The organism is Nitrospirillum amazonense (assembly GCF_007828035.1).
In the GTDB taxonomy this organism is placed as follows: domain Bacteria; phylum Pseudomonadota; class Alphaproteobacteria; order Azospirillales; family Azospirillaceae; genus Nitrospirillum; species Nitrospirillum amazonense.
The window spans coordinates 15,559-29,388 of the sequence record NZ_VITV01000004.1; the positions used below are offsets into that span (position 1 = coordinate 15,559).

The window sequence follows — 13,830 nt, forward strand, 5'->3', positions numbered from 1 at the left end:
GGGGCATCCGCCCCTTGGCTCATCCTCGCCTTTCAGTCCACTGCGTTCCCCGAAAGGCTCCGGCGGCCGCAGTCGCGGCCTAGTCGCTACGCTCCAATGCTGGCCTCAAACGCCGGCGGGGCATCCGCCCCTTGGCTCATCCTCGCCTTTCAGTCCACTGCGTTCCCCGAAAGGCTCCGGCGGCCGCAGTCGCGGCCTAGTCGCTACGCTCCAGTGCTGGCCACACGCGGCAGCGGTGGCCCGGGGTTTCCTTTGAGCCCCTCAGATTTCCTTCAGCGCCTCCACCAGCCTGGCCATATCGGCCGGCGTGGTGCTGAAGCCTGGGGTTACGCGCAGGCAGGCGCCGCCGGCCAGGCCGGTACGCACCACGGTGAACAGGCCGTGCTTTTCCAGCAAGTGCGCGGCCAGGGCGGTGTTGGCCGCCGGCGTGGTCTGGCCCTTCACCCGGAAGCTGGTCATGCCAGCGCACAGGCGCGGGTCGTCGGGGGTGAGCACCTCGATCTTCGGCAGGTTGCGCGCCGGCAGGGCCCACAGGTCACGCAGATGGCGCAGGCGGGCGCCGATGATGGGCGTGCCCAGGGCCTGGTGGAAGTCCAGCGCGTCGATGGCGGCCATCTGGGCCGCGAAGTTGGCCATGCCGGTGTGCACCCGGCCCAGGATCGGGTCGCGCTCCGATGGTTCCTCGCCCATGAAGGGCTCGATGTCGGCGATGCGGTCCTTGCGGATATAGAGGGCGCCCACGCCTAGGGGAGCGCCGATCCATTTGTGCAGGTTGAACACGGCGAAATCGACGCCGTCGCCGTGCACGTCCACGGGGCCCTGGCCCCAGGCCTGGGCGCTGTCCACCACCACGTCCACGCCCCGCCGGCGGGCCATGGCCACGATCTCGCGCACCGGCTGTCGCAGGCCGTCGCGGTGGCTGAGATGGGTCAGCAGCATCAGCCGTACGGTGGGGTGAGCGGCCAGCGCCTGGTCGTAGGCGTCGATCAGGGTCTGGTACGTCGGCGGGTGGGGCAGGTCGATGCTGATGACCGTGACGCCCCGCCGCCGTTCCAGCCAGGACGCCGCCATGCGGGCGCTGTCATAGTCATGGTCGCTCATCAAGACGGCGTCGCCGGGCTTCAGCCGGGCATAGCCGCCGATGACCGCCTGCAGCGATTCGGTAGCGTTGCGGGTGATGACGATCTCGCCCGCGTCGGCATGCACCATGGCGGCGATGCGCTGGCGCAGCGTCTGGTAATAGCCGACGAAATCCCGGCGCACGAAGGTGGCGCCTTCCTGGTTCACCTTGGCGGTGTAGCGCTCATACGCCGCCTGGATAGCCAGCGGCATCTGGCCGAAGGCACCGTATTCCAGGTTGATGACGCCGGTTTGGAGCCGGGCGGGGTAGGCGGCCGCTACGGCGGCCCAGCCGGCCTCGTCATCCGCCGCGGGCGGGGCAGCGCCGGGGATCAGCGGGCTGGGCAAGGGGCCCGTCATGGGGCCTGTCTGCTGGGCGGACACCGGCACGGCGGGCCCGCTGAGCAAGCCACCGGCGCCGCCGGCCAGGGCGGCTTGGAGCAAGGTGCGTCGACGCATCAAAATCACTCCCTGGGTGCCGCCCCGGATGGGAGGTCGGGACGGCACCCCGAACAGACTCGACAGATACTACTCAGAAGGCGGCGTTGAAGCGGACATAGTAGCGGCCGCCGTAGGTGTCGTACGGGGCGTTGCGCGAATATTCGATGCCGCGGCTGGCCTGGTAGATCGCCTTGGCCGGATAGGTGTCGAAGATGTTCTCGCCCGCCACCTTGACCGCCAAGTTGTCGGTGATGTGGTAGGTCACCGACAGGTCGACGAAGGTGATACCGTCGAAGGTCTGGAAGATATCGCCGGTGGAATTGCCGCTGCTGTCCGTCCAGCCGCCGTAGTAGCGGACGCGCACCTGGTAATCGACGGGGTTGTCGCTGTAGGTCAGGCTGCCGGTGATGTTGTTCTTGGGCAGGCCCTGTTCATACAGCACCTTCTGCGTGGGGTTGGCGTTCAGGCTGCCGCCCGTCACCATGGTCAGGTTGTGGTTGTAGGCCAGCTTCATGTCGATGCGGGCCGTGTCGAACACCGGCTGGGTGTAATCGAGCACCACGTCCAGGCCCTGGGTGCGCGTGTTGAAATCGTTGGTGAACCAATAGACCGAGGTGAAGTTGTCCGCCCCCGGCACGCCCTGGGCCAACAGCTGCGCCTTCTGCGCCGCCGTCAGGTTGATGGTGGGCGAGCTGGAGAAACGGTGGTCCACGTCCACCTGGTAGGCGTCGACCGAGCCCGAGAGGCCCACATCCGTGCGCCACACCGCCCCCAGGCTGTAGTTTCGAGACGTTTCAGGGCTCAGCGGCTTGGCGCCCAGGGCCACCGCCAGCGGGTTGTCGGGTGACAGGCGCCCGCTGGTGAACAGCTGCAGGGTCTTGGTGTCCAACCCCTGCGAGGTGCTGAGGGAGTTGATCTGGCCCGGCGTGGGCGCGCGGAACCCGGTGGAGTAGGAGGCGCGCAGGGCCAGGTCCGGCGTGATCTCATACCGGGTGGAGGCCTTGTAGGTCATCTTGTCGCCGAAGCCGGAATAGGTCTCGTACCGGCCGGCGGCGCCCACGGTCCAGTCCGGCGTCAGCTTGGCCTCCATGTCCAGGTAACCGGCGTAGCTGGTCTGGTACCAGGACCCGGCCTGCAGATTGCTGAAACCGGGGAAGCCGTTGGCACCCGAGGCCAGGCCGGCGGTGGCACCCGGCCCCACCTGGTAAGAGGCCGTGTCGCCCGCCTCCACCGTGTAGATCTCCAGCCGGCGCTCGGCGCCGAAGGCGATGTTCAGCGGCTCATCCAGGCCGGCGTCCAGGCGATAGACGCCGTCGGCGTTCAGGTTGAACTCATCCTGCCGCTGGGTGCCCAGGTTGAAGTTGTAGGGGCTGCTGGGCCCAAGCGAGGCGTTGATGGAATTGTTCAGGAAAAACCGGCTCTCATTCTCGCCGTAGGTGCCGCTCAAATCCCAGTCCAGGTCGGTGCCGACATGACCCCGCGCGCCCCAGGCGGCCTGGTAGTCGGTGTACTTGATGCCTTCCTTGGGCGTGAAGCCATCGGGATAGACGCTGCGCAGGTCCCAGCCGGGAAAGACCTTGGGCGCCAGGCCGTAGACGCTGGCGTTGCTCTTGGGGTCGGGGATGCGCCAGTTGATGTCGTTCATGCCCTCGCCGGTAGCGATGGTCATGAAGCCATAGAGCTCCACGGCGCCCACGGGCAGCAGGCCGTCCACGGCATAGTGGTAGCTGCTCTCGTCCGGTCGGCCCCAACGCTGCACCGGGTTGGCGATGGTCAGCTGCGGGTTGGCGGCCTGGAAGGCCTTGGCATCGTCGCGCTGGTGGGTGCGCGAGGTCAGCGTGCCGTCTGACCACTCGGCCGTGGCCATGAGGTGGCCGCCGTCACCGATCTCGGTCGCGCCCCGCAGGCCGCCATTCCAGGTGGTGCCGTCGCCGGCGTAGTACTGCGAGCCCTGCATGTAGCCGTAGACGCCGGGCCGGTCGTCCAGCTGGATGTTGATGACGCCGGCGATGGCGTCGGACCCGTACTGGGCCGAGGCGCCATCACGCAGCACTTCCACGCGACCGATGGCGAAGTCCGGGATCTGCGCCAGGTCCGGGCCCTGGGCGCCGCGCGTGCCCAGGTAGGCGGTGCGGTGGAAGCGCTTGCCGTTGATCAGCACCAGGGTCTGGTCGGGCGACAGGCCGCGCAAATGGGCCGGGCGGATGAACTGCCCGCCGTCGGAGCTGGGCAGCTTCTGGACGTTGAAACCGGGAATGACCTGGGTCAGGTTCTCCAGCAGCTGGTTGGAGGCACCGTCCTGCAGATCCTTGGCCGACAGCACGTCGACCGGGGTCATGGTGGTGAACCGGGTGCGGCCGCGGTCGCGGGTGCCGGTCACCACCACCTCGTCCAGGCTGCCGCCGGCAGCGTCTGCCACCTGCACCTCCGCCGGGGCGGGCGCCGCCTGGGCCTTGCGCGCGGGGGTGCCGGTGGAAACCGGCGCGGGCGCCAGCTTCAGCACCACGGTGTGGCCATCGTCCGACGCCACCACCAGGGGCGTGCCCTTCAGCAGGCGCGCCAGGGCCTGCTGCCGGTCCAGGTCGCCCTGCAGCGCGGCCGTGGAGATACCGTCCAGCTGGTCGGTGGGCGCCAGAATCTGGATGCCCGCCTGCTGGGCGAACAGCGGGATGGAGCGGACGGCCGGCTGGGCCGCCAGGTCAAAGTGCGCGCTCTGCGCCCAGGCCGGAACCGCCCACCCCATCAACGCCGTACTGCACAGAGCAAAGAAACTGCCATATTTCTTAATCATGACGATCATTCCCCAACAATGATGGGCGATTTGACTGGTCGTTGCCGCCTATCGCACTCATTTCCGCATTCATACTAGGGAGAGATCGGCAGGATTATCTTTCCGCCACTGCGTCATTTAAGTTTAACAGGCAAACTTGAGGCGCTACGAATTGGCCACGGCCGACTCAATCATAGAGAACTATGGAATCGCCCTCTTCCCGATACTTGGCGCTGAAGCCGACGGCCACGGCTCGGGCGAAGCCGTCCAGGTCGGTGGCCTGGAACAGGCCGGAGATATGGCGCTGCGCCAGCCGGTCGCTGGCCAGCACGATGCGCCGGCGGGAATAGCGGGCGAACTGCGCCACCGCCTGAGCCAGCGTCTCGCCCTCAAAGGCCAGGCGCCCTTCCCGCCACATCAGGGCCCGGTCGAGGGCACCCGGCGGCACCGCCTCGAAACTGACCAGGCTGCCGCGCCCGGCACCGCCGGGGCGCACGCTGACCTCCTGCCCACCGCTCACCAGCACGGCGTCCCGCGACCCCAGGTGCAGGGTCCAGTCGCGGCCGGTGACACGGTCCAGCGTTTCCGCCAGGGGCGAGGGCGCGCCTTCAACCGCCAGCTTCCCCGACAGCACGGCCACGGTCATGACACCGTCGCTGTTCAGGCGGGCGCAGCAGGCGCCGCCGGTGGTGGCCAGCTGGGCCAGCGGGCTGCGGACGACAAAGGGACGGTCGGAAACGGGGGCAACATCGAAGAACGCCTCGCCCCGCTCCAGGTACAGCAACCGCCGGCCGGCGGTATAGGCCAGAGTGACGGACGAGTTGGTGTTCAGCGTCAGGGTGGAGCCGTCATCCAGCGGAATGTGCCGCACCTCGCCCACGGCGGAGCTGTAGGTCTGCCGGGCCGCCGGCTGGCGTATCCCTGCCCCCAGCGCCGCCAGGCCGGCCACGCTGGCGGCGCCCGCCAGCAGGCGGCGGCGGCTGTGGAGGGGTGCGCGGTCGCGGGGGACTGCGGCCTCTCCGACCAGGGCGGGCGCCAGGTCCCGCCGGCTCAGCAGCAGGGCGCGGGCGCGGGCCAGCGCGCCAAGATGGCGGGGGTCGGCGGCCAGCCAGGCGTCAAGCTCCCCCCGTTCATCGGCGGTCAGGACGCGTGCGTCCATCCGGGCCACCCAGGCGGCGGCGGCCAGGTCGATCGCCCCGGCGGTTTGTCTTACGCTCACGCTCATCAGGTCCCTTGCCAACCGATCACCGTTCGCCCCGGCCGAAGCGCTCCGACAGCAACTTCAGGCCCCGGGTGATGTGCTTTTCCACGGTGTTTTCCGACAGGCGCATCCGCCGCGCGATCTCCTGCTGCGGCAGGCCTTCCACCCGGCGCATGACGAAGGCGCGGCGGGTCTGGCGCGGCAGATCGGCGATGGCGTCCTGGATCAGGCGCAGTTCCTGGCGGGCCGATGTCACCTCTTCCGGCGAGGGGGCATCCACCACCGCCTCCAGCGTCGACAGGTCGGCCACGGCGGCGATGGGCACCACGCGCGACTGACGCACCAGGCGCAGCACCACGGAATAGGCGGTCTGGAAGGCGTAGGCGCGCGGGTTCTCGATCCCGGCGACACAGGCCTTGGCCACCAGGATGGCATAGGTTTCCTGCACCACGTCATCGGCATCGAAGCCCAGGAAGGACTTCGACCGCAGCCAAGCCCTGAGCCCGTGCTCATGCGGCAGGATGTGGGTGGCCAGCCACCGCGCCCTCTCATCGCTGAAGGGGGCGTCGCTATGGGGCACGTCGCTGTAGGGCGCGCGTTGCGGCCCGTCCTGCGGCCGGGTGATCGCGTCGTGTCGATCCTGCACGGGGGCGTCATCCACTGGAGGTGCATCCCTCAACGGCCGCCTCGGGGTGGGGCGGCGCCGGGATACTAGGGGGTGGATGCGCCGGCGGGGGACTTTCCCCCACCCGTCATAAAAATTTAAGACGGGGTGGTGGCAGGCAGTTGGGGGCAGACCGGCTCCAAGCCCGGTTCGCCGATGGTCTGGCCCGTGGGCCCAACGGGGTCGCGGGGACCGTGTACGCCGTCGGCCAGCTGCCAAACCCGTACCTGGCCGGTGCGCCCGCGCAGGCTGAACTCGCCCACGTCGGTCATGGGCACGCCGCAGTCGGCAGCGGCATCCACCGTGTCGGCGCTGGCCAGCACGATGCAGGCGGCGGCCGGGTCGGCCAGGTCGGCGCCCAGCGCCTCCAGCCGGGCGGCGGCGTTCACCGTATCGCCCACGATGGTGTAGTTGATGCGGCTGCTGGTGCCGATGTTGCCCACGACCACCGGGCCGGAATGGATGCCGACGCGCAGGCGGATGGCGGGCCGGCCCTGGGTCACCGCCTCGTCATAGCTCTGGCGGATGCAGCGGTTGATGGCGGCGGCGGCGCGCAGGGCGCGCGCCGCATGGTCCGCCTGCTCGTCCGGCGCGCCCCAGAAGGCCATGACGGCGTCACCGATGAACTTGTCCACCGTGCCGCCCTCGGCCTCGATGCAGGCGGACAACAGGGTGAAATGCTCGTTCAGCAGCGAGGCGGTCTGCGCCGGGGTCATGTTCTGGGCCAGGGTGCTGAAGCCCTTGATGTCGGTGAACATGACGGTGACGTCACGCTCCTCGGACAAGATCGAGCCGGCGTGATCGCCCCGGCGGATGAGGCGCAGCACCAAGGCCTTGGGCACGTAGGACTCGAACCAGCGCAGGCCGGTCAGCATGGTGTTGAAGGCGGCGGCCGCGTCCGATAGTTCGCGCAGGCGGCTGTCCGGCAGGTAGGGCACGGCGTGGAAGTCCAGGTCGCGCAGCGAGGACGCCGCGTGCGACAGGCCCCGGATCTGCCGGCTGATGGTCTTGCCCAGGATCAGGCTGAGGGCGACCGAGACCAGCAGGATGGCGACGCCGCCCAGGCCGAACCAGCGCACGCGGCGGATTTCCTGGTCCACCTCGCGCTGCGGCAGCGCCATGACCAGGGTCCAGTTCTGGGCGCCGTAGCCGCTGAGGTCGCGCAGCAGGTAGACGTAGTCGACGTCGCCGACGCTGGCCTGGCGGAAGTCCAGGTCGCGCAGCTTGCCGCCCATGCCGTCGCGGGCCACCACGCGGCCGGGGGGCTGGCGCTGCCAGATGCCGGCGGCCACGGGATCGCCCAGGTCGGACAGCGTGGGCAGGGGCGGGTTGCGACCGGCCAGGTTGAAGGTGCGGCCAATCAGGGCCGGATGGGCCAGCACGTGGTCGGCATCGAACAGGATGAAGGCGGTAACGCCCTGGCTGCTGTCCAGTTCGCCCAGGAAGCCCGACAGGTCGGCGAAGCTGACGCCCACCAGGACGGCGCCCAGGAACTTGCCGCTCTTGGATCGCACCGGCGCGCGCACGGTGAGGAAGCTGGTGCCCTCCTCCTCCGACCATACGGGGTCCACCCAGCGGGCGACGGGCGCCGCCTTCATCTCCTGCATCAGGAGATCGCTGTTGGGCGGCGGCGGCATGGTGATGACTTCGGCGTCGTTGGGGCCCGTGCGGCGCGCCACGGTCCAGTGGCTGTCGGCCGACAGGAAGCTGACCGCGGTGATCTGGGGCGAGGCCGCCAGGGCCGAGCGCAGGTTCTGGCCCAGCCGCGTCTCATCGCTGGTGTCGATCTCCCCCCGCTGGATAGACGCCACCAGGAATTCCGCCTGATATTGCGCCGGGTCCAACTGGGCGCGCACCCGCACCGTCATCCCGTCCATGGCCAGGATGACCTTGTCGGTCAGAAGCGCCGCAGTGTTGCGGGTGGAGGTGCTGAAGCCCAGGATCAGAACGCTGGCCACCGCCACCAGGACCAGCGTGCCGAAACCCAGCAGCAGCGCGGTAGCGATGGAGACTCGCACGGCGGACCGTCGGATGGGACATCCCCCCGCCGGGCTTTCCAGGGCCTGTGTCGTTTCGCTCATGGCCGCACGGTAGCCGTCGGGCGGGCCGACGGCAACTGCGGCAAGCGTGCAGGCCCCCTGCCACCGGTATGGGCCTAATTCCTACTTAGCATATTGCATAGTGCAAACAGGGCGCTGTGATGGGGCGCATATTGCATTAAGCAATACATAATGCATCGATTTGCTGGAGCCCTGCGCCAAGAGTGGATCCCGCACCAGGGCACGCCCTCGGCCAAAATGGCCGGAAAAGGCCAATAAACAGTTAACGCGACGCCGCGCCGCACCCTGGCCCACACTTTGCTAAGGTTGGCATGTCTCGCAGAACAACCCCGATAAGGGACCGCAGACGGTGGAACCGACGGAATTTGCCTACTCAGCGTTTTCGGCTTCGCGTCCCTGACAGCCCAGGGTCGAGGCGACCCTGGAGAGGCAGGAACACCTGACGCCCCATCACCGGCATACGCGGCCGTGCCATCAATCGGTTCTGGCAGAACGCGTAAACTATCCAACGGCGCGGATCCAGGTGGTCCGCGCCGTCTCTTTTCTTCGCATCCCCCGTGCCGTATCGTCATCGCGCCCTGGTTGCCGGAAGCCCACCGCGATGCACGCTTGGCGACTCGCCCTGTTGCCACTGCTGATCCTGACGGCGGCCCTCCAGCCGGCCGAGGCCCGGACGCATCGGGCCCACCATAGGCCACACAAGGAACGCACGGCGAAGGGCACCCACGGCCTTATCCCCGCCGGCAACGGCGTGGTCATCGGCGTGCTCAGCGGCGACACCGTCACCCTGCGCGATGGCCGGGTCGTTCGCCTGGCCGGCATCCTGGCACCCAAGGTGGGGTCACCCAAAGCCGCGCGCACCGCCCAGGCCGGCAGTTCGCAGGACGAGAATGCCGGCCGCCCCCCCTGGCCCCTGGCGGAGGAGTCGCGGCATGCGCTGGAGGAACTGGTGCTGAACCGCACGGTCAAGCTGATGCTGGGCGGGGTGGACCATGACCGCTACGGCCGCATCCTGGCCCACCTGATGGTACGCGACGGGCGCCGCCTGGTGTGGGTGCAGGATGCCCTGCTGCGCCAGGGGTGGGCGGAACTGGCGCCCCACCCCGACGCGCCCAAGGGCCTGGCCGCCCTGCGCCGGGCGGAGGACCACGCCCGCGAAGGCAAGCTGGGCCTGTGGGCCGACGGCTTCTACGCCGTGCGCGACCCCGACACGGCCTTCCGGGCCCAGGGCCGCTACGCCGTCGTCACCGGCCGCGTGCTGGACGCGGCCGACGCCCGCGAGCGCGTCTACCTCAACTTCGGCGCCGACCGGCGCACCGACTTCACGGTGGAGATCGACCGCCGTGACATGGCCGCCTTCCGGGCCCGCCACCTGAGCCCGCTGGACCTGAAGGACCGACTGGTGGAGGTGCGCGGCTGGGTGGAGGAGCACAACGGCCCCATGATCCGCGTCACCAACCCCGACCAGATCATCACCACCGACGGCCGTTGGCCCCATCGCCGCCCGGTCCGGGGCCAGAAGGAAGACAAGGACGGGAGCGACGCGGCGCCGGCCGCATCGGATCCCTAAGCGACGGAGGATGCCCGCGACGCCCTCGTCATGGCCAACGCCAGCCCCTAGGGCAGATAGGCGCCGGCGTCATCGCCCCGGGCTACCGCCAGGCCCATCTGCAGACTGCGGCCGATGCGGGCGCTGACCTCCGCCAGGCGGTCCGCCGCCTCCGCCGTGAACAGGCCCCGAGCCGTCTCCTGGAAAAGGGCCAGCCAGCGGCGGAAGTGATCCGGCCCGATCAGGGGCAGACCCGCGTGCACCACCATGGGCCGGCCCTCGTAACGGCCGGTGGACAGCAGGACGGAGGACCAGAAATCCACAATGCGCATGCGGTGGCGGTCCCACGCCTCCTCGGTGGTGCCGACGGCGCCCTCGAAGACCGGACCCAGCAGCGCATCCTGGCGCGCCCGGTCGTAGAAGGCCCGCACCAGGACGGCCAGCGACTCTTCCGTGAAGGCGGCAAATGGTTGTGACATCGCTGTAAAAACTCCCGCGAAACAGGCTGGGCGGAACCGGCCGGGCTTGGTTGGGTTTGCGCTGGGGGCCGGCCTTGGCCTACACTTCGGCCTTAATTCGAGCAATCTGGTGTACAGACCCATGGCGCGCGGCGACCTCTTCCCACCCCTGGAACCCTACCGGACGGGCACGCTGGCCGTCAGCGGCCTGCACACCATCTACTGGGAGGAAGCCGGCAACCCCGATGGCGCGCCCGTGGTCTTCCTGCATGGCGGCCCCGGTGCCGGCGCCTCGCCCACGCACCGCCGCTTCTTCGACCCCCGGCGTTACCGCATCGTCATCCTGGACCAGCGCGGCGCCGGCCGGTCCACCCCGCTGGGTGAAATCCGCGAGAATGGTATTCCAGATCTCATTTCGGATCTGGAACAATTGCGGGCGGCGCTGGAGATCGACCGCTGGCTGGTGTTCGGCGGCTCCTGGGGGTCAACCCTGGCGCTGGCTTACGCCCAGGCCCATCCGGAACGGGTGAAGGGCCTGGTGCTGCGCGGCATCTTCCTGATGCGCCAGCAGGAGATCGACTGGTTCCTTTACGACATGCGCACCTTCTTCCCCGAGGCCTGGTCCACCTTCGTGGCCCACATCCCGGTGAATGAGCGGGGCGACCTGCTGGAGGCGTACTACCGCCGCCTGACCTCCGCCGATCCACAGACCCGCATGGCCGCCGCCCGGGTGTGGAGCGTGTACGAGGGCGCCTGCTCCACCCTGCTGCCCAGCCCGGAACTGGTGTCGGCGTCGGGCGAGGACAACCACGCCCTGGGCCTGGCGCGCATGGAGGCGCACTACTTCCGCAACAACAAGCTGTCGCCGGAAGCGGCGTTGCTGGAGAACATCGACCGCATCCGGCACATCCCGGCCATCATCGTCCAGGGCCGCTACGACGTGGTCTGCCCCATCCGCACGGCGGATGAGCTGCACCGCGCCTGGCCCGAGGCCGACTACATCGTCGTGCCGGACGCGGGCCACAGCGCCATGGAGCCGGGCATCCGCTCCGCCTTGGTGCAGGCGACGGAGCGGTTCAAGACCCTCTGAAACCCCAGGGGCGTACCGGCGGGGGCGCCACCGGTTTAGAAATCGCTGCACCGGCCCTTGCGTTCCCAGTCGCCGTAGCGGGTGGGTTCGGGGCCGGTGGGGCCACCGATCTCGCGCACGGGTTCGGGTTTCGCGGCCTCGGCCTTGATGGCTTCGGCCTTAACGGTTTCGGGGGCGGGTTCGGGCGCCGATGCCGCGGGGGCCCCGTGGGGGACCACGTGCGCTTTGAAGATGGGTGCCTTGGGCTCGGGCAAAGGGGGCTCTGGCAGGGGGGGCAGCTTGCTCATGGCACTATAATTGGCCCCGGCGCGCGCCACCGCCAAGGGCTTTTGCCGGGGGCCAGACCTTCCCGTCCGAATCCATGCCGGAAACGGGGGGCGGGTGGCCGAAAGGGGCCGGTGACAGCGGGCCCGTTCCGGGGTACACCCCGCCCCCATGAATACCGAAACGCTGGCCGCCCGCCGGGTGGTCCTGGATCTCTTGGAAAGCGTGCTGCGCCGCCGCGTGCCGCTGGATGACGCGCTGGACCAGCACCGGGGCCTGCCCGGCCTGGAGCCGCGCGACCGCGCCTTCGTCCGCCTGCTGACCGCCACCGTCATCCGCCGCCTGGGCCAGATCGACGCCGTGGTCCTGTCGCTGCTGGCCCGGCCGGATCTGCCCAAGGCCGGCGTGCTGGACATCCTGCGCGTTTCCGCCGCCCAGCTGCTGTTCCTGGGCACCCCCGCCCACGCCGCCGTGGACACGGGCGTGGAACTGGCCGTGGCCAAGGGCCTGGCCGGCATGAAGGGTCTGATCAACGCCGTGCTGCGCCGCCTGGCGCGCGAGGGCGCCGACCTGCTGGCCGCCCAGGACGCCGGCCGCCTGAACACGCCCGACTGGCTGTGGCTGGCCTGGCGCCAGCACTACGGCACCGGCCACACCCGCGCCATCGTCGATGCCCACCTGGTGGAGGCGCCGCTGGACATCACGGTGAAGGGCGACCCGCACGCCTGGGCGGAAAGGCTGGAGGCGACGGTGCTGCCCAACGGCACCCTGCGCCGCGCCGCCGGCGGGTCGGTCACCGAGCTCCCGGGCTTCAATGAGGGCGCCTGGTGGGTGCAGGACGCCGCCGCCGCCCTGCCCGCCCGCCTGCTGGGCGACGTCGCCGGCCTGACCGTCATCGACCTGTGCGCCGCCCCGGGCGGCAAGACGGCCCAGCTGGCCGCCGCCGGCGCCAAGGTGACGGCGGTCGACCGCTCCGCCCCCCGGCTGGACCGCCTGTCGCGCAATATGGAACGCCTGGGCCTGTCGGTCGCCACGGCGGTGGCCGACGCCACCAAGTGGCAGCCGGACGCACCGGTCGATGCCGTGCTGTTGGACGCGCCGTGCAGCGCCACCGGCACCATCCGCCGCCACCCCGACGTGGCGCGGCTGAAGACGCCGGAAGACGTGGGCCGCCTGTCGGGCGTGCAGCGCCGCCTGTTGGACCGCGCCATCGACATGGTGAAGCCGGGCGGCCTGGTGGTCTACTGCACCTGCTCCCTACAGCCGGAGGAAGGCGAGGAGCAGTTGTCCAAGCTGCTGTCGCGCCGCCTGGACGTGATGGTGGAACCCATCATCCCGGTGGATCTGGCTTATGGCGCGGAGGCCGATGTGGAGGCACTGGCCCCCCTGGTAACCGACAGCGGCGACGTGCGCACCACGCCCGGCCACTGGGCGGGGTTGGGCGGCCTCGACGGATTTTTCATGACCCGCCTGCGCCGCACCGCCTAGCGGTTGGCAAAGCAGCCCTTAGTTGATAGGAACCATAGTCACCATGCAGCAGCCGGTACGCATCGCCCCCTCCATCCTGTCGGCCGACTTCGCCAACCTGGGCGCGGAGGTGCGGGCCGTGGACGCTGCCGGTGCCGACTATATCCACATTGACGTCATGGACGGGCATTTCGTGCCCAACCTGACCATCGGCCCGATGGTGGTGCAGGCCCTGCGCCCGCATTCGGCCAAGGTGTTCGACGTGCACCTGATGATTTCGCCGGTGGATAATTTCGTCGCCGCCTTCGCCAAGGCCGGCGCCGACATCATCACCGTGCACCCCGAGGCCGGCGCCCACACCCACCGCACGCTGCAGCTGATCCGCAGCCTGGGCAAGAAGGCCGGCGTGGCGCTGAACCCGGCGACGCCCATCTCGGTCCTGGATTACATCATGGATGACGTCGACATGATCCTGGTCATGTCGGTCAACCCCGGCTTTGGCGGCCAGTCCTTCATCAACAGCCAGAAGGACAAGATCAGGGCCATCCGCCAGCGCATCGACGCCGTGACCGCCGGCACGTCCCGTGTTATCGACCTGGAGGTCGACGGCGGCATCAACGCCGAGATGGCGCCCGTGGCGATTTCCGCCGGCGCGGACGTGCTGGTAGCCGGCACCGCCACCTTCCAGGGCGGCCCCGAGGCCTATGCCGACAACATCCGCCGCCTGCGCGGCCCGCTGGTCTAAGG

General features: G+C 69.4%; 11 protein-coding genes. 4 read left to right on the top strand and 7 right to left on the bottom strand.

What is annotated here, in order from left to right; genetic code table 11:
• Positions 1–261 precede the first annotated feature (261 nt).
• The 5 genes from FBZ87_RS11485 to FBZ87_RS11505 form a co-directional block, all read right to left on the bottom strand.
• On the bottom strand, positions 262–1,578 hold the full coding sequence (locus FBZ87_RS11485) for an aminotransferase class V-fold PLP-dependent enzyme (RefSeq protein ID WP_145610488.1): 1,317 nt from the start codon (positions 1,576–1,578) through the stop codon (positions 262–264).
• A gap of 73 nt (positions 1,579–1,651) precedes the next feature.
• Complete coding sequence (locus tag FBZ87_RS11490; protein ID WP_246134366.1) at positions 1,652–4,303, bottom strand: TonB-dependent receptor; 2,652 nt, start codon at positions 4,301–4,303, stop codon at positions 1,652–1,654.
• A 214-nt stretch (positions 4,304–4,517) separates the two neighbouring features.
• Entirely contained in the window at positions 4,518–5,549 is a 1,032-nt protein-coding gene (locus FBZ87_RS11495) for a FecR family protein (protein WP_186454719.1), read from the bottom strand.
• 25 nt (positions 5,550–5,574) lie between these two features.
• On the bottom strand, positions 5,575–6,177 hold the full coding sequence (locus FBZ87_RS29155) for an RNA polymerase sigma factor (RefSeq protein WP_211106935.1): 603 nt from the start codon (positions 6,175–6,177) through the stop codon (positions 5,575–5,577).
• 116 nt (positions 6,178–6,293) lie between these two features.
• Positions 6,294–8,276 (bottom strand): adenylate/guanylate cyclase domain-containing protein, encoded by a 1,983-nt coding sequence (locus tag FBZ87_RS11505; protein WP_145610492.1) that lies wholly within the window; start codon positions 8,274–8,276, stop codon positions 6,294–6,296.
• A 580-nt stretch (positions 8,277–8,856) separates the two neighbouring features.
• Here FBZ87_RS11505 and FBZ87_RS11510 point away from each other — a divergent pair.
• Positions 8,857–9,825 (top strand): thermonuclease family protein, encoded by a 969-nt coding sequence (locus FBZ87_RS11510; protein WP_145610493.1) that lies wholly within the window; start codon positions 8,857–8,859, stop codon positions 9,823–9,825.
• Between the two features lie 47 nt (positions 9,826–9,872).
• On the opposite strand, the gene FBZ87_RS11515 is transcribed toward FBZ87_RS11510, so the two are convergent.
• Positions 9,873–10,283, bottom strand: coding sequence for a group III truncated hemoglobin (locus tag FBZ87_RS11515; RefSeq protein WP_145610494.1), 411 nt, complete (start codon positions 10,281–10,283; stop codon positions 9,873–9,875).
• Positions 10,284–10,404: 121 nt separating this feature from the next.
• Between FBZ87_RS11515 and pip the strand changes: the two genes are divergently transcribed.
• On the top strand, positions 10,405–11,352 hold the full coding sequence (gene pip / locus FBZ87_RS11520; RefSeq protein WP_145610495.1) for a prolyl aminopeptidase: 948 nt from the start codon (positions 10,405–10,407) through the stop codon (positions 11,350–11,352).
• Between the two features lie 35 nt (positions 11,353–11,387).
• On the opposite strand, the gene FBZ87_RS30045 is transcribed toward pip, so the two are convergent.
• On the bottom strand, positions 11,388–11,639 hold the full coding sequence (locus FBZ87_RS30045; RefSeq protein WP_422394460.1) for a DUF1674 domain-containing protein: 252 nt from the start codon (positions 11,637–11,639) through the stop codon (positions 11,388–11,390).
• Positions 11,640–11,787: 148 nt separating this feature from the next.
• On the opposite strand from FBZ87_RS30045, the gene FBZ87_RS11530 reads away from it, so the two are divergent.
• On the top strand, positions 11,788–13,104 hold the full coding sequence (locus tag FBZ87_RS11530; RefSeq protein WP_145610496.1) for an RsmB/NOP family class I SAM-dependent RNA methyltransferase: 1,317 nt from the start codon (positions 11,788–11,790) through the stop codon (positions 13,102–13,104).
• A 43-nt stretch (positions 13,105–13,147) separates the two neighbouring features.
• Positions 13,148–13,828 carry a ribulose-phosphate 3-epimerase gene (rpe, locus tag FBZ87_RS11535; RefSeq protein ID WP_145610497.1) on the top strand — a complete coding sequence of 227 codons (681 nt, stop codon included), beginning with the start codon at positions 13,148–13,150 and terminating at the stop codon, positions 13,826–13,828.
• Positions 13,829–13,830: the final 2 nt, after the last annotated feature.